We start from the raw sequence: 23,287 nt of genomic DNA on the forward strand, positions 1-23,287 counted from the left end.
GCCGGGAATCCCCCAGCGATTATGCCCGAGGGAAGTGGCGAATGCGCTGCGCAGCTGGGTCTTTCACGCCGCACCCCGCAGACCGGGGCGGCGGAGGGTCAGCGCGCGGGCGGTGCGCGATCCGCGTCGCTACAGTGACCCCATGCCGGGAGACGACCGCACCGCCACGGTGCCGACCCTGCTGCGCTGCTGCGCCGCACTCGCCGCGACCCCGGGGCGGCTGCTCCGCCCCCGCAAACCGGACACCGCGCTGCTCGCCGGATTGCAACTCGCCGACCCGCCACCCGCGCGGGCGACGGTCGCGCTGACCGTCATCACCCAGGCCACCATGCACGCGCCGACCACCATCGTCGCCGAGGGCACCCGCGATCTCGGCCGCACGACGCTGGTCATGGGCAGCTTCCTGGTCGAGCACCCGAAGGCGCGGTTCCTGATCGACCCGGCGCTCTGCTCCGGCGTGCACGAACGGGTGCTGCCCGAGCTGCCCTTCCCGGTGCCGCTGCTGGTCGCCCCGGAGAAGCCGGTTCTCGGGCTGGCCGACGCGCTGGCCGCGCGGGACGTCGCGGTGGAGTCGATCGAGTTCGTGCTCCCCACCCACCTGCACTGGGACCACGTCTCCGGCCTGCTGGAGCTGCCCGAGCGGGTGCCGCTCCGGCTGCCCGCCGCGGAGCGGGACTGGGCGCTGGCCGGGCCACGCGCCCCCATCGGCGTCGCCCGCGGCCCGCTGCGCGGCCGCACGACCGAGCCGCTCGAGCTGGACGGCCCGCCGGTCTTCGGCTTCCCGCGCAGCCACGACCTCTTCGGCGACGGCTCGGTGCTGCTGGTCGACCTGCACGGCCACACCCCAGGCAGCGTGGGCGTGCTGCTCGCGGTGGACGACGGCAGCCGGGTGCTGCTCGCGGGCGACGCGGTCTGGAGCAAGATCCAGGTGGACACGCTGCGTGAGAAGGCCCCCATGCCCGGCCAGCTCTTCGACGCCGACCGGGACGCCGCCTTCGCCACCATCCACCGCCTGCACGCACTCCCGGACGGCATCGAACTCATCGCCGGCCACGACCACGCCGCCGTCACGGCCCGCGCCACCCGCAACCCGCAGCGGTAGCGCGGGTCGGCCCGGCGGCCGCGCGGGCTCGCTCGACACGTCCGCCGCGGGCGGAAATGCGGGTACCGCGCTGGGGCAGTGGCTCGCCACCTCAGCGCGGCACCCAGGTCACCGCCGCTTTTCCGCCGTTCGCGGCGGCGACGTTCCTAGCGGGCGACGAGCCCGGCGAGCTGCCCGGTGATCAGCTCCTCGGCCTCCCGCACCATGCGCTCGACCAGCACGGCGCAGGTCGGGATGTCCTCGATCAGCCCCTGGGCCAGGCCGGTGGACCAGATGCCCGCGTCCAGATCGCCCTCCTCGAACACCTTGCGGCCGCGCGCGCCGGAGACCAGCTCGCGCACGTCCTCGAAGGTGCCGCCTGCCTTCTCGATCTCGACCACCTTGCGGCTGATGGCGTTGTCGGCCACCCGCGCGGTATTGCCGAGGGTGCGGAAGATGAGCTGGGTGTCGCGCTCGGAGTTGGCGACGATCTGCTCCTTGACCTTCTGGTCGATCGAGGACTCGGCGGTGCAGAGGAAGCGGGTGCCCATGTTCACCCCGTCCGCGCCGAGCGCCAGCGCGGCGACCAGGCCGCGGGCGTCCGCGATGCCGCCGGAGGCGATCACCGGGATGTCGAGCACCCTGGTCGCGGCCGGGATCAGGACCAGCCCGGGCACGTCGTCCTCGCCGGGGTGCCCGGCACACTCGAAACCGTCGATGCTCACGCCGTCCACGCCGATCTTCTGCGCCTTCAGCGCGTGCCGGACGCTGGTGCACTTGTGCAGCACCTTCACCCCGGCCTCGCGGTAGGCGGGCAGGAAGGGCTCGGGGTTGCTCCCCGCGGTCTCGACGATCTTGATGCCGCTCTCGATGATCGCCCGCGCGTACTCCTCGTACGGCGGCGGGTTGATCGAGGGCAGGATGGTGAGGTTGACGCCGAACGGCTTGTCGGTGAGCTCGCGCGTCCGCGCGATCTCCGTGCGCAGGTCGTCGGGGGTGGGCTGGGTCAGGGCGGTGATGAAGCCGAGCCCGCCCGCGTTCGCGACGGCCGCGACGAGCTCGGCCCGGCCGACCCACATCATGCCGCCCTGCACGATCGGGTGCTCCACGCCGAATGTCTCGGTGAACCTGGTCCGCAGCATTGCGCTCTCTCCTCGTATTCGCGCGGGCGTGCCGGAATTCGCCCGGGACCCGACGATCGTGACACGGCGATCCACCCGCCTACAACCCACAAGTGAGCCGAGATTCGCAATTGGGTTCCACGATCGACCGGGAGGATCGCCCGGAGGTCACGGAAAAACAGCAGTTCCACGTCGTTACTGAGAGAAAACACCCGGATTCGTCTCCTGAACCGAGATTCCCATCCGGATCTGTTGCCCGCGGGAAAAGTTAGTTGTTATTCTGGCCCGGAAATCTGCCGTCGGTGGCGTGGGTCACTCAGGGCTCACCGCGGGTGGCGGTTCGAGAGGAGTTCGTGGGATGACCACAGGTGCACAGGCGCTGGACGAGCCGATCCGCTCGCGTCGCAACCACTGGAACAACCAGCTCGCGACGCACGCGCTGATGCGGCCGGACGCGGTGGCGCTCCGGTTCAAGGGCGCCGACACCACGTGGCGGCAGCTGCACGAGCGCTCGCTGAAGTTCGCCGACGCGCTGGCCCGGCGCGGCGTCGGCTTCGGCGACCGGGTGCTCATCCTGGCGCTGAACTACCCCGAGTACCTGGAGGCGGTGTTCGGCATCAACGCGCTCGGCGCCATCGCGGTGCCGGTGAACTTCCGGCTCACCCCGCCCGAGGTCGCCTACATCGTGAGCGACAGCGGCGCCAAGGCGGTCGTCACCGACAGCCTGCTGCAGCCCCTCGCGGTCGCGGTGCGGGCGCAGGCACCCGGGCTGGAGTCGGTCTTCGTGATCAACGGCGCCTCCGGCGACGGCGTGATCGGCTTCGACGACGCGCTCGCCGAGGAGGGCGAGGCCCACGTCCCGCGCGACATCCCCGAGGACACCCCCTCGCTGATCATGTACACCTCGGGCACCACCGGCAGCCCCAAGGGCGCGGTGCTCTCCTACGCGAACATGAACGCGCAGGCGCTGACCTGTATCCGCGCGCTCTCCTCCACCCCGGACACGGTCGGCTTCTGCACCTCGCCGCTCTTCCACATCGCCGGGCTCGGCAGCCTCGCGCCCGCCTTCCTGCTCGGCTCCAAGACCGTGCTGCACCCGCTCGGCGCCTTCGACCCGGTCGAGTTCCTGGACGCCGTCGAGGCCGAGGGCGCGACCACCGCCTTCTGCGTCCCCGCCCAGTGGCAGGCCATCTGCGCGGTGCCGGACGTCAAGGAGCGCAAGACCGCGCTCGAGGTGCTGAGCTGGGGCGCCGCCCCCGCCTCGAACAGCGTGCTGGAGGCCATGGCGGAGTGCTTCCCGAACGCCTCCAACGTCGCGGTGTTCGGGCAGACCGAGATGTCGCCGATCACCTGCGTGCTGGAGGGCAAGGACGCGCTGCGCAAGCTGGGGTCGGTGGGCAAGCCCATCCCGACCATCCAGACCCGCGTGGTCGACGACGAGATGAACGACGTCGCCCCCGGCGAGATCGGCGAGATCGTCTACCGCGGCCCGACCCTCATGCAGGGCTACTGGAACAAGCCGGAGGCCACCGCGGATGCCTTCGCGGGCGGCTGGTTCCACTCCGGTGACCTGGTCAAGCAGGACGAGGAGGGCTTCGTCTGGGTGGTCGACCGCAAGAAGGACATGATCATCTCGGGCGGCGAGAACATCTACTGCGCCGAGGTGGAGAACGTGCTCTTCGCGCACCCGAAGATCCGCGAGGCCGCGGTGATCGGGCGCACCCACGAGAAGTGGGGCGAGGTGCCGGTCGCGGTGGTCGCGCTGCAGGATGCCGACGCCGAACTCACGCTCGCGGAGCTGGAGCCCTTCCTGAACGAGAGCCTGGCCCGGTACAAGCACCCGAAGGACCTGGTCGTGGTCGCGGAGCTGCCGCGCAATGCCAGCGGCAAGGTCGTGAAGGTGCAGCTGCGGAAAGACTTCTCGTCCTGATCTTGGTCCGGTGCCCGGCGGAATCCGGCGGGCACCGGGCAGGCCGATCGTGGAACAATCGGGGTCGGCCCGTCGCACGCGCGGAGGGCCGACGGCGATCGGCAGGTTGAGAAGGAATGACAGAGGCGGGGGAGCGCTGGTTCGGCGAGTATCGGCTCGACCGGGAAGTCGGCCGGGGCGGGATGGGCCGGGTCTGGAAGGCCTGGCACGCACCGACCGAGCGGTTCGTCGCGCTCAAACTGCTGCCCGCCGCCGCCGCCGACGACGAGGAGTACCGCCGCCGCTTCGAGCGGGAGGCGCGGGTCGCGGCGCGGCTCAGTGATCCGCACGTCGTCGCCATCCACTCCTACGGGCGGGTCGGCGACCAGCTCTACATCGACATGGCGCTGATCGACGGCGACGATCTCGCCGCGCTGCTCATCGACGGCGGGCGGATCGCCCCCGAGCGCGCCGTCCACCTGCTCGGCCAGGTCGCCTCCGCGGTGGACGCCGCGCACGCCGCCGGGCTGGTGCACCGCGACATCAAACCCGGCAATGTGCTGGTGAGCCGCAACGACTTCGCGTACCTCATCGACTTCGGCATCGCTCGGCCGCGGGACGGGACGGTGCTCACCACCGGCAGCGTCGCCATCGGCACCATCGCCTACATGGCGCCGGAGCGGTTCGACGGCGAGGCGACGGCGCGCAGCGACATCTACTCGCTCGGCTGTGTCCTGGTGGAGTGCCTCACCGGGCGGCGGGCCTTCCCCGGTGACAGCCATGCCGAGCAGATCAACGCGCATCTCAACCACGCGCCGCCGCGGCCGAGCACGCTGGTCGCCGATGTGCCGCCCGCGCTGGATCGGGTGATCGCGAAAGCGCTGGCCAAGAAGCCGGAGGAGCGGTTCGGTACCGCTACCGAGTTCGCGCTGGCCGCGTGGGCGGCGCTGGAGGCGGATGCGGGTCCCGTCTCCGAGCCGGTCGCGCTGCCCGCGGCGGTTTCGGCGGTGCCGGCTTCGGCGGAGTCCGGGGCCGAGCGGTTGGTGGTGCGCGGGGTTGCGACGCCGGTGCTCGGAGCGGCGGATGAGACGGAGTCGCCCGCGCGGGGGGTGAAGTCCGGGGGTGCGGTGGGATTCGCTGCCACCGAGACGCCCGTGCTTCCGGACGATCCGGAGTCCGTTGCCGAGCCTGCGCTCGCTGCCGAGGCGCCGGAGCCGGACGCCGTCGCGAAGTTGCTGGAGCCGCCGCCAGCGGATTTCGCCTCGCGTCCCCTTGCCGCAGAGGCGCCCGTGCTCGTGGCCGCCGAGCCGGATGCGCTCGCGGATGGCTCTTCGGTCCCGGCCCCTGCGGTAGCGGACGATGCTCCGAACCCTTCTGCGCCGCGGAAAGCGTCGTCCGCCGCCTCGGACTCTTCCGCTGCGGGCGGTGCTCCGGAATCTGCCGCCGTGGTGCCTCCCGTGATCGCGGATGCCGCCGCTGCGGAGGTGGTGCCGTCCGACGCGGATCAGCCGGAATCGGACCCGCCGAGTGCGGGCGAGCCGAGTCCCGCTCTGCCCGAGCCGGTTCCGGCGCAACCCGTCGGCCGCAACCGGGTCACCCTGCGCGATCCGATCGACTTCGTACCGAAACCGACCCTGCCCAAACCGCTTCCGGTCCGCGCGGCGGCGGCGGTACTCGGCGTCCTCGGCGCGGGCGTGCTCACCACGACCCTGCTGCTCGCCGCCCCGGACGGCCCGAGCGAGGAGGCGGGCACCGCCCCGACCTCGGTGGTCGGCCCGGCCGACAGCCCGTCCGGCCCGCAATCGCCCGGCGCAGCCGCTCCGCCACCGCACTCGGCGCCCGCCTCGGGCGCACCGATCGCGGTGGAGGTGCCCGGCGCCCGCACCGAACCGGTGCTCGCCCCGCCGCCCGCAGGCGAGGCGGCCGCACCGCCGCCTCCGGTGGAGGCCGCGCGCCCGCCCCTGCCCTCGGTGCCGGTCGGCGCCCCGATCACCAGCCAGCCGGAGCCGACGCAGCCGACCACCGTCCCGCCGCCGACGACGGTCCCGCCGACCACGCCGCAGCCCACCACCACGGAGCCCCCGACCACACCGCCGACGACCACGGCCCCCGCCACCACAACGGTGACCGAGCCGACCGCGACCACCACCCAGCCCAGCCTCCCCACCCAGCCCGCCTCCGCCCCCATCGACCCCGCCCCCGGCCCGGTAGCCGAGCCCACCTCGACCGACACCGCTACCCCCGCACCGGTGCATGATTCCGACGTGACCACTTCGCCCACCGAACCGACGCCCACCCCCGCCCCGGCGAAAACCCCCCTGTGAACGCAACCAGGTGGTTCGGCGAATACCGCCTGGACTCCGTGATCGGCCGCGGCGGCATGGGCCAGGTCTGGCGCGCCTTCCACCAGCCCACCCAGCGCTTCGTCGCGCTCAAGGTGCTGCCGGCGGAACTCGCGGACGACGCGGAGTTCCGCCGCCGCTTCGAGCGCGAGGCCAGGGTGGCGGCCCGCCTGAGCAACCCGCACCTGGTGGCGATCCACTCGTTCGGAAAGGTCGGCGACCAGCTCTACATCGACATGGCCCTGGTCGACGGCGTCGACGTGAGCGCACTGCTGCGCGAGCGCGGCCCCATGCCGCCGGTGCGCGCGGTCGAGCTGCTCGCCCAGATCGGCGCGGCGGTGGACGGCGCGCACGCGGCCGGGCTGGTGCACCGCGACATCAAGCCGGGCAATATCCTCATCGACCGCACCGGCTTCGCCTACCTGATCGATTTCGGCATCGCCAAGCCGGACGACGAAACCGGCCTGACCAGCACCGGCGCCTCACTCGGCACCATCGCGTACATGGCGCCGGAGCGGTTCGAGGGCGTCGCGGGCCCGCCCGCCGACATCTACGCGCTCGGCTGCGTACTGGCCGAGTGCATCCTCGGCGGCAAGATCTTCGCGGGCGAGAGCGTCGCCGAGCAGATCTTCGGCCACCTGTACAAACCGCCGCCGCGGCTCGGCGAGCTGCGTCCCGGCGTCCCACCCGCCCTGGACGACGTGCTGGCCCGCGCTCTGGCCAAGGACCCGGCCGGACGCTTCGGCACCGCCACCGAATTCGTCGACGCCGCGCGCCGCGCGCTCACCGACGGCCCGGTGGCCTGGAATCACGGCACCGCCGCCACCGTCACCACCAACTGGTCGACCGGCAACGAGCACCGCATCGCCACCGCGCAACCCTCCTACGAGTACACCCCGCCCCCCGGCAACGACCGCCGCGCCGCCACCGCCGGCGCACCGCACACCCCGCCCGCCGCGTACCGCCAGGCCCCGCCACCCTCCGGCTTCGACCACGGCACCGCCGCCCCCGCCCCCGCGCCCCGGAAGACGAAACGCCGCAACGCCGTCCTCGCCGTGACCGCCGTGCTCCTGGTCTTCGCGCTCGCCGCGGGCGTCACCCTCGCCCTGCGCGGCGGCGGCTCGGTCGGTGATGTCACCGTGACGACCGACACCGCCACGGCCGACCCCACCTCCGCCGACGACCCGACGGAGACCACCGAGCCCACCGGCGAGACCCTCCCCGACCGCTTCGCCGGCACCTGGAAGGGCCGCGTCACCGACGGCCTCGCCACCCTGGAGATCCAGCTGACGCTGCGCTCCGGCCAGGTCGGCGACGAGGTCGGCGAGTCCAGCAATACCGGCCTGATCTTCAGCCAGACCTGCGAGCGCGCCGAGACGCTGCTCGCCGCTAGCGATACCGAGGTCTCGCTGCGCGCCCGGCTCACCGGCGGGCCGAGCGACTGCACCGACGACGGCAGCGTCTCCACACTCACCGCCAACCCGGACGGCAGCATCGGCTACAGCTTCCCCGGCCCGCTCGGCACCACGCTCAGGGGCACCCTGAAACCCGCCTAGATCTTGTTCTGCGCGGTCAGCCGCCGCATGATCGGCCACCCGCAGAACACCGGCAACCAGCAGGTCAGCACCCGATAGAGCAGCACCGACGGCACCGCGACCTCGGCGGGCAGCCCGAAGGCGGCGAGCCCGCCGATCAACGCCGCCTCCACCGCGCCGACCCCGCCCGGCGTCGGCGCCGCCGAGGCCAGCGTGCCGCCGATCATGGTGACGATGGTGACCGTGATGAAGGTGGTCCCCCCGCCGAACGCCTGCACCGACGCCCAGAGCGCACCGGCCTGGCCGAGCGTGATGGCGCCGCAGCCGAGCACGATGATCAGCGAGCGCTTGGGGTCGCGGGCGAGCGCGACCAGCTCGCCGAGCACCTCGCGCAGCTGCGGCCGCACCGATTCGTTGATCCAGCCGCGCAGCTTCGGCACGAAGGTGAAGGTGCCGACGATGCCGACGCCGACCCCGGCGATCAGGTAGAGCACGGTGGCGTCCGGCACGAAGTGCGAGAGGTCGGCGGAGGTGCCCGCGGCCACGCTGAACACCACGAGCAGCGTGATGTGCGTCAGCACCTGCACCGCCTGCTGCAGCGCGACCGCGGCGGTGGCGCGCACCGCGCCGAGCCCGCTCTTCTGCAGGTACCGCACGCTCAGCGCGAGCCCGCCGACCCGGGCCGGGGTGGTGGTCGCGGCGAAGGTGTTGGCGATCTGCATGACGATCAGCCCCCACAGGCTGATCCCGCGCGAGGCGCAGGCCCAGAGCGCGGCGGCGGCGCCGATATAGGTGAGCGTGGAGATGCCGAGCCCGAGCAGCGCCCACCACCAGTTGGCGGTGCGCAGCTGGGTGAAGAAGGTCGGCACCGCGCTGATGAACGGGTAGGCCACGTAGACCAGCCCGACCAGCAGCACCAGCTGAATGATCTGGTTGCGGCTGAACCGGGTGATCTGCTGTGCCTCGATCCGGTCCTGCCCGGTCTGTTTGCGTACCTCCGAGCGCGCCTCACCGAGCCGGTCGCTCCAGTCCGGCACCGAGCGGCGCATGCCGGGCGGGAGCGCGAACTTGGTGAGCCGCCGCGAGGCCTCCAGCACGGTCTGCTCGCCGAGTGCGTCGATGGCCGCGCGCACCGCGGCCTCCCTGCCGAAGAGCGAGGTCGTGGTCACCAGCAGCTGCGCGATGTCGGACTGCAGCTGGGTGTCGCTGGCGCCGTACTCGGCGCTGGCGAAGCCGCCGACCAGCACCGCGCCGTCGCGCACCCGGATCTCGCTCGGCCGCAGGTCGCCGTGGGCGATCTGGTGCTCGCGCAGTGCACCGAGCGCCGCCCAGACGGCGGGCAGGATCTCGGGGCCGGACTCGGCGAGCGGCCTGCCGTGCGGCACCGAGTGCGCGTACAGCGACCAGCCGCGGGCCAGCCTGCTCACCGCGATCGGCTCGTGCGCGGCCAGCCCGGCATCGCGCACCGCGAGCGCGAGCAGCCCGCGGTGCTCCACCGCGCGGTGCATCGACCCGTACGGCGACGGCGTCTCGCTGCTGCGGAAGGTGAGCCAGCGCCAGAGCTGGCGCAGCGCGCTGTGGCTGCGCTGGTTCTTGCCGTAGAGGTCGACGATCAGCTCGCGCTCGGCGCCGTCCACCGCGGCGGCCAGCACCAGCGGGCCCGGCCCGGCCGGGCGGACCACGGTGAACGCGGTGACCGTGCGGCCGCGCCCGGCGAGCAGCCGCACCGCGGCGTCCAGCGGCACCTCCAGCGCGGGCGTCCCGACCGCGAGCACGATCACCGCGCCGACCAGCCACCCCACCGCGAGCCCGAACATCGCCCGTGCCGGAACCACGGTGCTCACCACCAGGTGGATCGGGGCGAAGGCGAGCAGCAGGAACCACATCAGGCGCCGCACCCGGACCGGCAGCCACGGGCTGGAGACGGTGAGCACCGCGGCCGCCCCGGCGATCCAGCGCGGGTCGTCCAGGAACTGGGAGAGGAAGGTGTCGAGCCGGTCCGGCACCTGCAGGTGCCACTGCGGCGCGGAGAGCCCGGTGCCGGTGATGGAGAGCAGCAACCCGGCCACCAGCCCGGCCGCCGCGTACCCGGCCATCAGCTTCCACTGCCGCTTCCAGACCAGCTCGATCAGGATGACGAAGGGCAGGATCAGGATCGCGACGCCGTAGCAGAGATAAACCAGGTTGGACTGCGCCGGATTCAGGAAGCCGATGATGTTGGAGACCGAGCGCTCCAGCGCCAGCCACTCCGGCCGGGTGATCACCGAGCCGACCACAACCACCCCGACGCCGAGCGCGGCCAGCACGACGCGAATGATGTCGCTGGTCCGCCTGGTCAGCGGCGGCAGCAGGCTGCCGGTGACCGGGATTTCCCGCCCGTCGACTCGCATGGCGTATCGGTACTTTCGGATCGTCTCTCGGGACGCGGGGCCGCGTGCTCCCAGGCGCACGATACATACCAGCACACAGCGGTTGTGCCGGGTACGCGGCTGTCCGGTGCGGCCGGTCGGGCTGCGTGTCGGTGGTCACACCGCGCTGAGACAGCGTGTCTCAGACGACCCGCCCGGTTACCCGGTTCGCTCGATGGAGGAGCGCGGCTGCGTGCCCCGGCGCCTGCGTTCTCGCACGAGCGCCAGCTCGACCGGGCCCTGCAGCCGGCCCGGCGCGTTCTCCGGCTCGCCCGGCTCCGCCGTCCCGTACGCGATGGCGTCCAGGTGCGGGAACCAGCGCGCGATCTCGTCCCGGTACGAGGTCTCCGCCTCCAGCTGGCAGAGCGCGCCGACCGCGGTGAGGACGGCGCGCGCGAACGGCGTCAGGTACACCGGCATGGTCAGCTGCCGCACGATATTGGAGAGCCGCGGATTCGTCACCCGCAGCACATGTTTGCGCAGCCACGGGTTGCTGAGTCGGTAGGTGTCGTGGCGCAGCGGCTCCATGCACGGCGAGACCACCTTGTAGAGCGCGCCGTCGTCGATCGCCCGATCCGGCTCCGCGAAGCCGTGCCTGCGCGCGGTGCTGCCGAGTTCGTCGGGGCCGCCGCGGAAGAGCGCGCGGGTGTAGTCCTCGGCGAGCGCGTCGAAACCCGCGGGCGGCCAGGGCAGGCAGGCGCCGAAGTCGAGCACGCCGAGCCTGCCGTCCGGCAGCAGCCGGAAGTTGCCCGGGTGCGGGTCGGTGTAGAGCAGCCCGCTGCGCAGCCAGGTCGAGGCCATGAAGCGGACCAGCAGCATGCCGACCCGGTCGCGCTGCTCCCGGCTGCCGCGCTCGACGAGCGCCGGAACCGGTGTGCCGTCCAGCCACTCGGTCACCAGCACGTCGCCGCACTGGGCGATCACCAGCGGGACGCGGAAGTCGGGGTCGTCGGCGTAGGCGGCGGCGAAGGCGCGCTGGCTCTCCGCCTCGGCCGCGAAATCCAGCTCCCGCTCGACGCAGTCGCAGATCGCCTCGGTCACCCCGAGCACGTCGGCGCTCGGCAGGAAGACCTTGGCGACCGTGCTGAGCCGGCGCAGCTGCTTGAGATCGGCGGCCACCGCGGCCCGCCCGCCCGGGTACATGAGCTTGACCGCGACCGGCGTGCCGTCCTGCCACACCCCGCGGTGCACCTGCCCGATCGAGGCCGCGCAGGCCCGCCGGTCGTCGAATTCCCGGAAGAGCGAGCGCCATTCGGGGCCGAGGCTCTCGGCCATGACACCGCGGACCACCGACGGCAGCATGACCGGGCCGGAGTCCTGCAACCGGGAGAGCGCGATCCGGTACGGCTCGGCGATCTCCGGCGGCAGCGCCAGCTCGTAGATGGCAAGCAGCTGGCCCAGTTTCGCGGCGCAGCCCTTGAGCTCGCCGAGCACCTCGAAGATGTGCTGGGCGGTGCGCAGCCGGATATCGAGGTCGACCTCGGCGGCCGGGCGCCCGATGGCCTTGCGCCCCAGCCCGGCGGCCTGCCTGCCCGCGTAGGCGACCGGCAGCGCGGCGATCCGGGCCCCGCGCACCGCCGAGCGCACCGGCAACCGCCCCGCAGCCCGGTTCCCGGCCCGGCCGAAACCCTCCGCCGCCCCGGCGGTCCGGCGGAATCGGCGAACCCGCTCACCACCGGCTTCGGAGCCGGGAGTGCTGGTGCCCCCGCGTTCGGTCATGAGTCACCTCACATTGTGCGATGCTCAGTTTCGCACACGTGCGAACGAACCTCGCAGGCCTTAGACTGTCTGGGACGTGACACGCGCCACAGATGAGAGGTTGTCGAAGAAATGGGTTCCCAAACGGTTGTCGCCGATGTCGCCGACGAACTGGCGCGGCGGGTGGCAGCGGGGGAATACCGCCCTGGCGAACTCATGCCCTCGGTCCGGCAGGTGGCCGAGGAGTTCTCGATGAACCGGGCAACTGCCCAGCTCACCCTCGGCCGGCTGGAGTCCTACGGCTTCGTGGAGGCCCGCCGCGGCAAGGGTTTCACCATCCGCGACGTGCGCGAGGCCGGTGGCCTCGACGTCTACCGGCACCTCTTCCGCTTCTCGGTGCCGATGCCCGAGGTCGCGGTGGAGATGTTCCACGACATCGTCGAGGTGGAGCGCCACATCGTGATGGACGCGCTGCTCGCCTACACCGGCTGCGCCGACCGGCTGGACCCGGCCGAGCTCAAGGCCGCCGTGGACGCGCTGGAAGCGCTGGCCAGGCAGGATGAGCCGGATCACCACCGGATCCTCGCGCTCGAGGTCGGGCTGGTGCGCAGGCTGCTCTCCGCGCTCGGCTCCACCATGCAGCGCGCCATCCTGAACTCGATCGGCGAGATGGTGCTGGAGGTGCCGCTCGCGGTGCAGGCCTACTTCGCCGGCGCCGCCGATCTGCACGTGCTGGTCTGGCGGGCGCTGCTCGCGGTCTGGGACTCCGGCTCGGAGCCGTCCGAGGCCCAGCTCGCGCTCTTCGAGGATCTCTTCGGGATGTACCACGACAAGGTGGTCACCCGGTTCGAGGAGCTGCTGCTCGGCCCCGCCGAGCAGCAGGCTCCCCGGGCCGCTACCGCCTGACGCTCAGCCGTTCAGCTTGGTGAGCCGGTCGCAGGCCTCCACGTACTCCTGGATCAGCCGGTTCACCGCGTCGGCGGAGCGCTCGATCTTGTTGAGCTGCCCGACGACCTGGCCCACCGGGTTGAAGTTCACGTCCTTGGCCGCCTCCGGGTAGCGGTGCCCCCGCTTCACGCCGTCCAGCGCCACCATCATCTGCAGCGGCATGGGCAGCGGGTCGGGGGTGTCGGCGCTCTCCCAGGCCTCGGTCCAGTCGTTCTTGAGCATCCGGGCGGGCTTGCCGGTCCAGGCCCGCGAGCGCACGGTGTCGTGGCTGGTGGCCTCGAGGTAGCTCTGCATCTGCGCGGGCGGCACATTGGCCTCCTCGACGGTCAGCCAGATCGAGCCGGTCCAGGCTCCCGCGGCGCCCATCGCCATGGCAGCGGCCACCTGGCGGCCGTTGCCGATGCCGCCCGCGGCCAGCACCGGCAGGTCGCCGACGGCGTCGATCACCTGCGGCCAGAGCACCAGCGAGGAGACCTCGCCGCAGTGCCCGCCGCCCTCGGTGCCCTGGCAGACCACGAAGTCCAGCCCGGCGTTCTTGTGGTTCAGCGCGTGCTTGACCGAGCCGCAGAGCGCGCCGATCAGCCGGCCCGAGCTCTGCACCTGCTCGATCACGTCGGCGGGCGGGGTGCCGAGCGCGTTCGCGACCAGCTTGGCCTTGGAGTGCTTGAGGATCACCTCGACCTGCGGCCCCGCGGTGGTCGCGGTCCAGCCGAGCAGCTGCGCGTGCTGCTCGCCCTCGGGCAGCGCGGGCACGCCGTGGTCGGCGAGCAGCTTCTCCGCGAAATCGCGGTGGCCCTGCGGGACCATCTGCGCCAGCTGGGCCTCCAGCTCCTCGGGGCTCAGCCCCTCGATGCCCTTGCCCTCGTACTTGGACGGGATCACCAGGTCGACGCCGTAGACGCCGTTGACGTGCTCGTCCAGCCAGGCCAGCTCGACCTCCAGCTGCTCGGCGGTGAAGCCGACCGCGCCGAGCACACCGAGGCCGCCGGCATTGCTCACCGCGGCGGCGACATCGCGGCAGTGCGTGAAGGCGAAGATCGGGAACTCGATTCCCAGCCGATCACAGATCTCGGTGCGCATGGCCTGCTCGTCTCCCTGTAGCACTCGTGAAACGGGTTGCAAAAATCTCGGCGGCCCCGCCGCGCGCACAGGCGCGTTCGGGGCTCCCGATTCGAATGTAACACGTTCTAGTTTTGCCGTACAGGGATGCTCAGGCGGTGGCGTGCTCCAGCTCTGCCAGCGCGTTCTCCAGGTGGTCGAGCAGGGTGTCCAGGTCCGGCACCGTGCGGCGGCAGGCCACCAGCCCGAAGTCCAGGTTGTCGCCGGTGCCCGCCAGCGTGATGTTCATGGCCTGGCCGTCGAACGGGATGGAGAGCGGGTAGGCCGCGTCCAGCCGGGCGCCGTTCCAGTACAGCGGCTTCCTGGTGCCCGGCACATTGGAGATCACCAGGTTGAACGGCGGGCTGGTCCACGGAATGAGCCCGGGTACCAGGGTCACCGCCAGCGGGCTGAGCATGAGCGCCGAGACCGCCATGGCCTGGATGGCGGAGAGCGAATCGTAGGCCGCCTTGCTGGCCCGCATGGACTCCGAGATCACCTGCAGCCGCTGCACCGGATCGGTCTGGTCGGTGCCGAGGTTGCAGAGCATGGCGCCGACCTTCACGCCCTCGGTGTCGGCCTCGCCCGGCGCGCGCAGCGACATCGGCACCATGGCGATCAGCGGCTTGTCCGGCAGCGCGTCGTGCTCGAGCAGGTAGGAGCGGACCGCGCCGGCCGACATGGCGAGCACCACGTCGTTCATGGTGGCGCCGGTCGCCTTGCGCACCTGCTGCAGCCGCTCCAGCGGCCAGGAGCGCGCCGCGATCCGCCGGGCGCCGCCGATCGGCACGTTGAACATCGTGCGCGGGGCGTCGAAGGGCATCGCCACCTGCTGCTTCAGCACCGTCTTTCCGACCAGCCTGGCCAGCGTCGGCCCGGCCGCCATGGAGGCCAGCTCGCGCGCCGCGCCGAGCAGGCCGCCGCCCTTGGGCTCGGTGCCCTTCTCCCGGCGCGGGACATTCCACGGCACGTGCCCCGGCTCGGCCGGGTCGAGCGAGAGGGTGCGCTGCAGCAGCCGCTGCGCCGTCACCCCGTCGATCAGCGCGTGGTGCATCTTCGAGTACATGGCGAAGCGGCCGTCGTCCAGCCCCTCGATCAGGTGGAACTCCCAGAGCGGGTGGTGCCGGTCGAGCAGCGCGCCGTGCAGCCCGGAGACCAGGTCGAGCAGCTGCTCCCGGCCGCCGGGCGTCGGTAGCCCGACCCGCCGGACGTGGTAGCTCAGGTCCGCGTGGTCGTCGTAGGTCCAGGCCGCGCGCGGGGCGCCGAAGATGGTGGCCGGGCGTTTGCGGAAGCGCGGCTGCACGTCGTCGCAGTCGAGCAGATGGGCGTGGATGCTCTGCGCGAACTCGCGTCCGATGCCCTCCGGTGGCTCGAAGATCTGCACCGACCCGACGTGCATGGGTTGCTCTCGGGATTCGGCCAGCAGGAAAACGGCGTCGATCGGTGCGATCAGTTCCATGCGTCGGCCCTTCGAACAGTGGTGGTGTGCACGAGGCGTGCGCCCACTGTGGTGGATATCACGTGCTCGGATCGGATACCCGCGCGGCCCGTGCGGACACGTCGGTTTCGGCGCGCTCGGCCAGCAGGATCGCCTGCCTGAACCGCTCGCCCGGGTACGGCTCGCGGACCAGCCAGGCCGTCGCGGTCAACCCGGCCGCGGCCAGCAGCGCGGCGAGCCGGTCCGGCGCCCAGCGATGCGCCCGGATCACCCGGTGGTCGAACGGGGCCGGTTGCGCGCCCGGCTCTTCCGCAAACCAGCCGAGCAGCAGTTTTCCGCCCGGCGCGAGCGCGCGGGCGAACTCGGCGAACACCGCGGGCAGCCGGCTCGGCTCGATGTGGATGAACGAGTACCAGGAGACGATGCCGCCGAGCGTGCCGTCCGCGTGCGGCAGCGCGGTCAGGTCGCCGACGTCGAAGCTGAGGCCGGGGTACTCCGAGCGGGCGGTTTCGATCAACCGCTTGGAGAGGTCGAGCCCCGCGATCTCGACCCCGAGGTCGCGCAGGTGCGCGGTGATCCGGCCGGGGCCGCAGCCCGCGTCCAGCACCTGGCCGCGCACCTGCTCGGCGAAGGCGCTGAAGAGGGCGCGGCCGTACGGGTCGGTGGCGACCTGGTCGCGGGTGACGTCGGTGTAGAGCTCGGCCACCGCGTCGTAGGCGGCGGCGACGGCATGGTCGGGCACGGGTTCCTCCGGATCAATCCAGCGGCGCGTTGGCGCGGACCCCGCGATAGATACCCCATCGGATGATCCACGGCCGCAGCACCCGGTCGATCGACCAGCCGGGGAAGTGGAACGGCCGCCCGTTCGGCGCGAAGACGTCGAGGCCGTCCGGCTGCGGGCCGAGCACCGAACCCCAGCGCCGCCGCGGCGGGCGGTAGCGGCGCAGCGCCCGGCCCGCGACCTCGGCGCGGATATTGTGCGCGAGCAGCCCGTCGGCTCGGTTGCGGGCGGAGCCGCGCAGCGGGTCGGTGGCGGCGACATCGCCGATGGCGAAGACGCCGGGGTGGCCGGGGACGCGCAGTTCCGGTGTGGTGCGCACGAATCCGTCCGCGTCGAGCAGCTCGGCCGGGAGCCAGCCGGTGTTCGGGGTGGTGCGGCCGACGGTCCAGAGCACCGCGTCCGCGGTGCTGTCGGGCTGGCCGGTCCGCCAGCGCACGGGTCCGGTGGTGATGGCGTCGGCGGGGTCGTCCGCGCGGTGGCCGGGGTGCAGCGCGACGCCGAGCTCGGTGAGGGTGTGCCGCAGCCGGTCCCAGATGCGCGGGTGGTGTGCGGTGAGGGCCCGATCGCGCGGGAAGTAGAGCGCGATCCGCTTCTCCGGCCAGCTCCTGGCCAGGTTGGCGGCGGCGCCGACCGCGGCCGCGCCGCCGCCGATCACCGCGATCGTGCTCGCCGCGCGCAGCTGTTCGTGGCTGTCCCGGATCGACCGCGCGACCTCGGGGCCGGAGCGCAGGTCGGGGACGCGCCAGCAGCCGTTGCGCACACCGGTGCTGATCACCAGGATGTCGAACGGCTCCCGCTGCTCGCCACCCGCCGCATCCCGGACCGTGACGGTCCGCGCCGCGAGATCCGCGCCGACCAGCGTGCCGTGCACGGTGCGCACCCGGTCCAGCCCGCGGAACCGGTCGAAGGGAATCCAGTAATCCCGCGCCCACTCCCGCGGCCGGGTCAGCCGGAACCCCAGCTCCTGCCCGCTCACCAGCCCCGGCGCCGCCGCGATGCCGACCACCTCGAAGTGCCGCGCCAGCCGGATGGCGGTGAGCACACCGCTGTCGCCGAGCCCCGCGATGAGAACCCGCCGGCTCACGACGGCGGCCACGGCACGAACCGCGGCACCCGCTCGATCACCGCGCCGTACTCCGGCCTGCGCTCCAGGCTGCGCTGCTCCATCATCGGAATGCTCGCGCCGAGGAACATGGCCAGCATGGCCCCCGCCCCGATCCACAGCCACCAGAACTCGCCCGGCGCCGCCGCGATCCCGAAGAGCGCCATCGCCACCCAGAACCCGAACTCGCCGAAGTAGTTCGGGTGCCGCGACCACCCCCACAGCCCGCGATCCATGACGTCGCCCGGCTGCCGCTCCCGCGCGAACCGCCGCAGCTGGGTGTCCGCCGCCAGCTCCAGCCACACCGCCGCCAGCCCCACCACTACGGCGACGCCGGTGAGCCAGGCCAGATCGTCCCCGGTCCTCGTAACCGCGACGTACACCGGCAGCATCCCGGCGAACACGATCACCGTCGGAATCAGGTGGATCGGGAAGAGGTCGGCGAGGAACTCACCGCGCCCGGCCTGCTCCCGCAGCTGCGGGTAGCGCCAGTCCTCGTGCCGGAGCCCGGGGAACGACAGCACCCAGTTCACCGTCAGCCGCACCGCCCACACGACCACCACCAGCGCGATCAGCGCGCACCGCACGGTATCGGCCCCCGGCGTCTCCAGCCACCAGGAGAGCAGCAGCAGCGGCGGGATGACCGACCAGTACGGGTCGTAGAAGCTGGAGTTCCCGAAGGCGCGGCTGAAGGCGAAGATCACCAGCGTGGCCAGGACGTCCGCGATCAGCGTGTCCAGCCAGAGCTGCCCGGTATCCGGCCCGGCCACCAGCCAAGTCGCCGCCACCGCGACGGCAAGCAGGTAGGCGCCGGTCACCACGGCAAGGGATCGAGCCCTGCTCGTCCGTATGGACTCCATCCCGGCCTCCCGCAGCGCCGCGCCGGGTCGACGGTGAACCGGCTGGAGCGGAAATGTAACACGTTTCAGTTCGGGAGTTCGGTGGTTCCGGTCAGGAGAGCCGCTGGCGCAGCTCGGCCGCGCGCCGGGTGAGGTGATCGCGCTCGGCCACGATGTGCGCCTTGCCCGCGGCCTCGACGTACAGCGTTATCGCCCTGTCCAGCTCGCCGGCCTGTTCGTGCAGGTAGGCGGCGGAGGCGGTGTACCGGGGGAGCCCGGGGTCCAGCTCGGCGAGGGCGGCGAGCCCGGCGCGCGGACCGTCCGCCGCGCCGACCGCGACGGCCCGGTTGAGCCGCACCACCGGGCTGTCGGTGAATCGGAGCAGTTCGTCGTACCACTTCACGATCTGCACCCAGTCCGTCTCCGCGGCGGTCTGCGCGTCGGCGTGCAGTGCGGCGATCGCCGCCTGCGCCTGGAACTCGCCGAGCCGGTCCCTGGCCAGCGCGGCCTGCAGGATCTCGACGCCTTCGGCGATGAGGTCGCGCCGCCAGCGGGTGCGGTCCTGCTCGGCCAGTGGCACCAGGCTGCCGTCCGGGCGGGTGCGGGCCGGGCGGCGGGCGTGGTGCAGCAGGAAGAGCGCGAGCAGCCCGGCCGCCTCCGGGTCGCCGCTGGCCGCGGCGAGCTGCCTGCCCAGCCGGATCGCCTCCGCCGCGAGGTCGACATCACCGCTGTACCCCTCGTTGAACACCAGGTACAGCACCCGCAGCACGGTGCCGAGATCGCCGGGGCTGTCCAGCCGGACCCCGCTCACCGTGCGCTTGGCGCGGCTGATCCGCTGCGCCATGGTCGCCTCCGGCACCAGGTACGCCCGCGCGATCTGCGCGGTGGTGAGGCCGCCGACCGCGCGCAGCGTGAGCGCCACCGCCGAGGCCGGGGTCAGCGTGGGGTGCGCGCAGAGGAAGTAGAGCCGCAGCGTCTCGTCGGTGCTCGCCGCGGGCCCGGGCTCCGGCTCGTCGGACACCCTGACCTCGCGGTTGCGGCGCGCGGTGTCCGAGCGGGCGAGGTCGAGGAAGCAACGCCAGGCCGTGGTGATCAGCCACCCCTTCGGGTCGGCCGGTGGCTTGGCGGGCCAGGTCTCGAGCGCGCGGATCAGCGCCTCCTGCACCGCGTCCTCCGCCGTCGCGAAATCCGCTCCCCGGTGCACCAGCGCGGCCAGCACACCGGGGATCAGCTCGCGCAGCTCGGGCATCACTCCGCGGTGGGGCCGTGTGCCGTCATGAGCGGCCGGATCTCCAGCCACTCCTGGATCGGGATGCCGTCCTTGCCCGGCGCCGCGGAGAGCTCGCCCGCCAGCTCGAGCGCGCGCTCGTAGGAGTCGACGTCGATGATCATCCAGCCCGCGATCAGATCCTTGGTCTCGGCGAACGGCCCGTCGGTGACCGGCGGCCTGCCCGGCCCGTCCGAGCGCACCCAGGTGCCCGTCGCGGTGAGCGACTGCGAATCCACGTACTCGCCATTGCGCTCCAGCCGGGCCGCGAAATCCTCCATGTACCGCACGTGCGCCGTGATCTCCTCCGGCGTCCAGCGGTCCATCGGCACGTCGTGCACCGCCGCGGGCGCGCCCCGGTAGTGCTTCAGCAGCAGGTACTTGGCCATGTCGTGCTCCTTCGTTCGGTTCGTGTACCCCTGGGACGGAGCGGCCCGCGCGTTCTCGACATCGCTTCCGGATATTTTCTCCGGATGGCGATCCAACGCATGGACAACGTGCTCATCGTGGTCGAGGATCTCGACACCGTCATCGGATTCTTCCTCGAACTGGGCATGGAGCTGGAGAACCGCGGCCCCGCCGAGGGGCGCTGGGTGGAGCGCATCATCGGGCTCGACGACGTGCGCCAGGAGGTCGCCATGCTGCGCACCCCCGACGGCAACGGCAAGGTCGAGCTCGCGCAGTTCCACACCCCGGCCGCGCAGCGCAGCACCCCGGTCGACGCGCCGACCAACACCCTCGGCCTCCGCCGCATCATGTTCGCCGTCGACGACATCGACGACACCGTCGCCCGGCTGCGCGCCCGCGGCGCCGAACTCGTCGGCAGCGTCGAGCAGTACGAGCAGCTCTATCGGCTCTGCTATCTGCGCGGGCCGGAGGGAATCGTGGTCGGGCTGGCCGAGGAGCTCTAGCCCCGCGCCATATCCACGAACCGGCTCAGGTGCAGCTGGTGCGCCACCGTGATGGTCGCGGTCGGGCCATTGCGGTGCTTGCCGAGGATCAGGTCGGCCTCGCCGCCGCGCGGGTCGTCGCGCTCGAAGGCGTCGGGGCGGTGCAGCAGGATGACCATGTCCGCATCTTGCTCGAGCGAGCCCGATTCGCGCAGGTCGGAGACCATGGGGCGCTTGTCGGTGCGCTGCTCCGGACCACGGTTCAGCTGGCTGATCGCGACCACCGGCACCTCCAGCTCCTTGGCGAGGAGCTTGAGATTGCGGGAGAAGTCGGAGACCTCCTGCTGCCTGGACTCGACCTTCTTACCCGAGGTCATCAGCTGCAGGTAGTCCACGACCACGAGCTTGAGATCGTGCCGCTGCTTGAGCCGCCGCGCCTTGGCCCTGATCTCCATCATGGTGAGGTTCGGCGAGTCGTCCACGAAGAGCGGCGCCTCGCTGATCTCGCTCATCCGCCTGGCCAGCTTGGTCCAGTCGTCGTCGCTCATCCGCCCGGAGCGCATATCGCCCAGCTTGATCTTCGCCTCGGCGGAGAGCAGCCGCATCACGATCTCGGTGCGGCTCATCTCCAGCGAGAAGATCACGCTCGCCAGCCCGTTCTTGATCGAGCAGCTGCGCATGAAATCCATGCCGAGGGTGGAGTTGTGCGTCGGCACCATGGCGCGGCCGGCCAGGTACAGGTGGTCGGCGTTGTCCACCTCGACGCAGCGCACCGGGACGCTCGGGATCGGGCGGACGTCGACGATGTAGCGGCATTCGGAGCGCGCGGTGCCGACCCCGGCCCGGCGCTGCTTGTGCAGCAGGGCCTTTCGGTGCAGGCCGAACACCTCGTCGTCGGTGGCGAAGGTGAGCGTGTAGGCGGTGCTGCTCCGCTCGGTGCGCCCGGCCACCCGCTCGGTGCTCAGCTGCACCCGATAGCCGAGGCTCACCACGAGCTCCCGCACATCGGCGGCAAGCCGCTCGTTAACCACACTGAACTGCACCGACCCACCTGCGGTCACCGTGCCGTCGGTATCGAGCAGCCCGGCCAGCAGCGCCCGCCGCTGCGCCTCGGAGCCGCGCAGGTACTGCCCGGGAATGTGCTTGGCGTTCAGCACGCCGAGCGTGCGCAGCCGAGCCTGGACCGCCGTGGCCACCAGGCCCTCCCCCTCGATCCGCACCGCGATCTCCGGATCGGCGCTGGTGAGGGTGGCGCTGTCGGACGAACCGTCGCCGAGCCAGGCGCCGAGGGTGTACGGGGGCACCGGGAGGTCGGCGGCGGGGAGGTCGAGGGGGCGGGTGGTGCGGATGGAGTGGTTGATCCGGCGGTCGGCGGTGCGGCAGCGGAGGGTGGCGGCGATCTCGGCGGTGGTGCGGACCGCGGCCGGGGTGTGGCGGGAGCGGCGCGAGGCGCGGGTGTCGGTGAGCCACTGGTGCTGCTCGTCGGCGACCAGCACGGTGCCGTCGGAGAACTCGACCTCGAAGCAGGGCCGGTCGTGCAGCACCTCGGTCGCGGCGAGCACCCTGGTCGGCCTGCCGTCGGCGTCGAGCAGCAGGTCGCCCCGGCGCACCTCGCCCATGGTGGTCCAACCGGTGGGCGTGGGCAGGGGGGTGTCCAGGGCCAGCGCCTTGCCGACACCGGGCCGGGCCGCGACGATGATCATCTGCCCCGGGTGCAGCCCGTTGGTCACCTCGTCGAGCTCGGAGAACCCGGTGGGGACGCCGAGCGAGATGCCGCCGCGGCTGGCGATGGAGTCGATCTCGTCCATGGTGGGCTGGAGCAGCTCCTCCAGCGGGAGGAAGTCCTCGGTGGTGCGGCGCTCGGTGACCTCGTAGACCTCGGCCTGGGCGCGGTCGACGACCTCGGCGACGTCCTGGCCGTCGGCGCCGGCGTAGCCGTACTGGACGATCCTGGTGCCCGCCTCGACGAGGCGGCGCAGCACGGCCTTCTCGGCGACGATCTCGGCGTAGTAGCCGGCGTTGGCGGCGGTGGGCACGGTCTGGGTGAGGGTGACCAGGTAGGGCGGGCCGCCGATGCGCTTGAGCTCGCCGCGTCGGTCGAGCGCGGCGGAGACGGTGACCGGGTCGGCGGGTTCGCCGCGGCCGTAGAGGTCGAGCACGGCGTCGTAGATGGCCTGGTGCGCGGGGCGGTAGAAATCGCCGGGGCGGATCACCTCGACCACGTCGGCGATGGCGTCCTTGCTCAGCAGCATGCCGCCGAGCACCGACTGCTCGGCCGCCATGTCGTGCGGCGGCTGCCTGCCGAAATCCTCGCCGGGGGCCTCCGGCGGGTACTCGGCGTGCCCGCGGTCGTCGACGACTGCCATCCGACTCGACCGTCCTCTCTCCGCACGAGCGCGGCCCGTGAAACCACCTGCTGGTCCGCGACTGCCTCGGTTCTACCGCGTGGGTACGACAGGTCGCGGCTCGGCGCGCCGGGGGCGGACCGGAACGGCGCCGCCGGAACCGGATCGCCAGTTACCGCCGTGCCCGCACCCGTGCACCGCCGCCGGAAACGGCCGCGGCGATGAACCTAGGGCAGCCTGCGGACCCCTGCCAAACCGACTTGGGGATGTACCTGTGGATAACGTGGGGACTGTTAACCCCTGGGTGTGCAGCCCCTGGGGATAACTTGGGGAAAACGCAGGTCACAGCGCGAAAATGCCCAGATAGACGGCTATTTACGCCGTTTCACAGGTGTGGATCGAATTCGCTGCGGCGTGTCGAGGTAGATGAACAGCCGGGCGTGTTGAGTGAACGGCACATGGAAGAAACATGACCTGAATCACAG

At 72.0% G+C, this 23,287-nt stretch carries 17 protein-coding genes; 6 read left to right on the top strand and 11 right to left on the bottom strand.

The annotated features are described in order from the left end of the window. Nucleotides 1-142 precede the first annotated feature (142 nt). On the top strand, nucleotides 143-1,102 hold the full coding sequence (locus AB0H71_RS09020; RefSeq protein ID WP_357016950.1) for an MBL fold metallo-hydrolase: 960 nt from the start codon (nucleotides 143-145) through the stop codon (nucleotides 1,100-1,102). 146 nt (nucleotides 1,103-1,248) lie between these two features. Here the strand turns inward: AB0H71_RS09020 and AB0H71_RS09025 are convergent, their stop codons facing one another. Further along, the gene (locus AB0H71_RS09025; protein ID WP_357016953.1) at nucleotides 1,249-2,223 is read right to left on the bottom strand and encodes a nitronate monooxygenase; all 975 of its coding nucleotides are present in this window, start codon (nucleotides 2,221-2,223) and stop codon (nucleotides 1,249-1,251) included. Nucleotides 2,224-2,560: 337 nt separating this feature from the next. Here AB0H71_RS09025 and fadD5 point away from each other — a divergent pair, with 337 nt between their 5' ends. From fadD5 to AB0H71_RS09040, 3 genes are all read left to right on the top strand, one after another. Continuing rightward, the gene (gene fadD5, locus AB0H71_RS09030; RefSeq protein WP_357016956.1) at nucleotides 2,561-4,132 is read left to right on the top strand and encodes a fatty-acid--CoA ligase FadD5; all 1,572 of its coding nucleotides are present in this window, start codon (nucleotides 2,561-2,563) and stop codon (nucleotides 4,130-4,132) included. 116 nt (nucleotides 4,133-4,248) lie between these two features. Then, nucleotides 4,249-6,435, top strand: coding sequence for a protein kinase (locus AB0H71_RS09035; protein ID WP_357016959.1), 2,187 nt, complete (start codon nucleotides 4,249-4,251; stop codon nucleotides 6,433-6,435). Continuing rightward, nucleotides 6,432-8,009, top strand: coding sequence for a serine/threonine-protein kinase (locus AB0H71_RS09040; RefSeq protein ID WP_357016961.1), 1,578 nt, complete (start codon nucleotides 6,432-6,434; stop codon nucleotides 8,007-8,009). The genes AB0H71_RS09035 and AB0H71_RS09040 overlap by 4 nt, the downstream gene beginning before the upstream one ends. Here the strand turns inward: AB0H71_RS09040 and AB0H71_RS09045 are convergent. Next, nucleotides 8,006-10,378: a lysylphosphatidylglycerol synthase transmembrane domain-containing protein gene (locus tag AB0H71_RS09045; protein ID WP_357016964.1), complete on the bottom strand. Its 2,373-nt coding sequence runs from the start codon at nucleotides 10,376-10,378 to the stop codon at nucleotides 8,006-8,008. The genes AB0H71_RS09040 and AB0H71_RS09045 overlap by 4 nt on opposite strands. Nucleotides 10,379-10,555: 177 nt before the next feature. Beyond that, nucleotides 10,556-12,115, bottom strand: coding sequence for an AarF/ABC1/UbiB kinase family protein (locus AB0H71_RS09050; RefSeq protein ID WP_357016967.1), 1,560 nt, complete (start codon nucleotides 12,113-12,115; stop codon nucleotides 10,556-10,558). 111 nt (nucleotides 12,116-12,226) lie between these two features. On the opposite strand from AB0H71_RS09050, the gene AB0H71_RS09055 reads away from it, so the two are divergent. After that, entirely contained in the window at nucleotides 12,227-13,000 is a 774-nt protein-coding gene (locus AB0H71_RS09055) for a GntR family transcriptional regulator (protein ID WP_357016970.1), read from the top strand. A 3-nt stretch (nucleotides 13,001-13,003) separates the two neighbouring features. Here the strand turns inward: AB0H71_RS09055 and AB0H71_RS09060 are convergent, their stop codons facing one another. From AB0H71_RS09060 to AB0H71_RS09090, 7 genes are all read right to left on the bottom strand, one after another. After that, nucleotides 13,004-14,122 carry a nitronate monooxygenase family protein gene (locus AB0H71_RS09060; RefSeq protein WP_357016973.1) on the bottom strand — a complete coding sequence of 373 codons (1,119 nt, stop codon included), beginning with the start codon at nucleotides 14,120-14,122 and terminating at the stop codon, nucleotides 13,004-13,006. Between the two features lie 130 nt (nucleotides 14,123-14,252). After that, complete coding sequence (locus AB0H71_RS09065; protein ID WP_357016976.1) at nucleotides 14,253-15,599, bottom strand: wax ester/triacylglycerol synthase family O-acyltransferase; 1,347 nt, start codon at nucleotides 15,597-15,599, stop codon at nucleotides 14,253-14,255. Between the two features lie 58 nt (nucleotides 15,600-15,657). After that, complete coding sequence (locus tag AB0H71_RS09070; protein ID WP_357016979.1) at nucleotides 15,658-16,320, bottom strand: class I SAM-dependent methyltransferase; 663 nt, start codon at nucleotides 16,318-16,320, stop codon at nucleotides 15,658-15,660. A 13-nt stretch (nucleotides 16,321-16,333) separates the two neighbouring features. Then, nucleotides 16,334-17,455 (bottom strand): FAD-dependent oxidoreductase, encoded by a 1,122-nt coding sequence (locus AB0H71_RS09075; RefSeq protein ID WP_357016982.1) that lies wholly within the window; start codon nucleotides 17,453-17,455, stop codon nucleotides 16,334-16,336. Next, entirely contained in the window at nucleotides 17,440-18,321 is an 882-nt protein-coding gene (locus AB0H71_RS09080) for a DUF1295 domain-containing protein (RefSeq protein WP_357016985.1), read from the bottom strand. Before AB0H71_RS09080 ends, AB0H71_RS09075 begins: the two co-directional genes overlap by 16 nt. A 91-nt stretch (nucleotides 18,322-18,412) precedes the next feature. Then, nucleotides 18,413-19,549, bottom strand: coding sequence for a DUF6596 domain-containing protein (locus AB0H71_RS09085; RefSeq protein WP_357016987.1), 1,137 nt, complete (start codon nucleotides 19,547-19,549; stop codon nucleotides 18,413-18,415). Further along, nucleotides 19,549-19,956, bottom strand: coding sequence for a YciI family protein (locus AB0H71_RS09090; RefSeq protein WP_357016990.1), 408 nt, complete (start codon nucleotides 19,954-19,956; stop codon nucleotides 19,549-19,551). The genes AB0H71_RS09085 and AB0H71_RS09090 overlap by 1 nt, the downstream gene beginning before the upstream one ends. 84 nt (nucleotides 19,957-20,040) lie before the next feature. On the opposite strand from AB0H71_RS09090, the gene AB0H71_RS09095 reads away from it, so the two are divergent. Continuing rightward, entirely contained in the window at nucleotides 20,041-20,478 is a 438-nt protein-coding gene (locus AB0H71_RS09095) for a VOC family protein (protein ID WP_357016992.1), read from the top strand. Here the strand turns inward: AB0H71_RS09095 and dnaB are convergent. Beyond that, nucleotides 20,475-22,823 (bottom strand): replicative DNA helicase, encoded by a 2,349-nt coding sequence (gene dnaB, locus AB0H71_RS09100; RefSeq protein ID WP_357016994.1) that lies wholly within the window; start codon nucleotides 22,821-22,823, stop codon nucleotides 20,475-20,477. The two genes, AB0H71_RS09095 and dnaB, sit on opposite strands and share 4 nt — an antisense overlap. Nucleotides 22,824-23,287: the final 464 nt, after the last annotated feature.

Origin of the sequence: Nocardia sp. NPDC050697 (assembly GCF_040654395.1) — a bacterium.
In the GTDB taxonomy this organism is placed as follows: Bacteria; Actinomycetota; Actinomycetes; order Mycobacteriales; family Mycobacteriaceae; genus Nocardia.

Coding starts and splice junctions, on each gene's coding strand:
- AB0H71_RS09020 (WP_357016950.1), top strand. CDS start 143: ATGCCGGGAGACGACCGCACCGCCACGGTGCCGACCCTGCTGCGCTGC.
- AB0H71_RS09025 (WP_357016953.1), bottom strand. CDS start 2,223: ATGCTGCGGACCAGGTTCACCGAGACATTCGGCGTGGAGCACCCGATC.
- fadD5 (WP_357016956.1), top strand. CDS start 2,561: ATGACCACAGGTGCACAGGCGCTGGACGAGCCGATCCGCTCGCGTCGC.
- AB0H71_RS09035 (WP_357016959.1), top strand. CDS start 4,249: ATGACAGAGGCGGGGGAGCGCTGGTTCGGCGAGTATCGGCTCGACCGG.
- AB0H71_RS09045 (WP_357016964.1), bottom strand. CDS start 10,378: ATGCGAGTCGACGGGCGGGAAATCCCGGTCACCGGCAGCCTGCTGCCG.
- AB0H71_RS09050 (WP_357016967.1), bottom strand. CDS start 12,115: ATGACCGAACGCGGGGGCACCAGCACTCCCGGCTCCGAAGCCGGTGGT.
- AB0H71_RS09055 (WP_357016970.1), top strand. CDS start 12,227: ATGGGTTCCCAAACGGTTGTCGCCGATGTCGCCGACGAACTGGCGCGG.
- AB0H71_RS09060 (WP_357016973.1), bottom strand. CDS start 14,122: ATGCGCACCGAGATCTGTGATCGGCTGGGAATCGAGTTCCCGATCTTC.
- AB0H71_RS09065 (WP_357016976.1), bottom strand. CDS start 15,599: ATGGAACTGATCGCACCGATCGACGCCGTTTTCCTGCTGGCCGAATCC.
- AB0H71_RS09080 (WP_357016985.1), bottom strand. CDS start 18,321: ATGGAGTCCATACGGACGAGCAGGGCTCGATCCCTTGCCGTGGTGACC.
- AB0H71_RS09085 (WP_357016987.1), bottom strand. CDS start 19,549: ATGCCCGAGCTGCGCGAGCTGATCCCCGGTGTGCTGGCCGCGCTGGTG.
- AB0H71_RS09090 (WP_357016990.1), bottom strand. CDS start 19,956: ATGGCCAAGTACCTGCTGCTGAAGCACTACCGGGGCGCGCCCGCGGCG.
- AB0H71_RS09095 (WP_357016992.1), top strand. CDS start 20,041: ATGGCGATCCAACGCATGGACAACGTGCTCATCGTGGTCGAGGATCTC.
- dnaB (WP_357016994.1), bottom strand. CDS start 22,823: ATGGCAGTCGTCGACGACCGCGGGCACGCCGAGTACCCGCCGGAGGCC.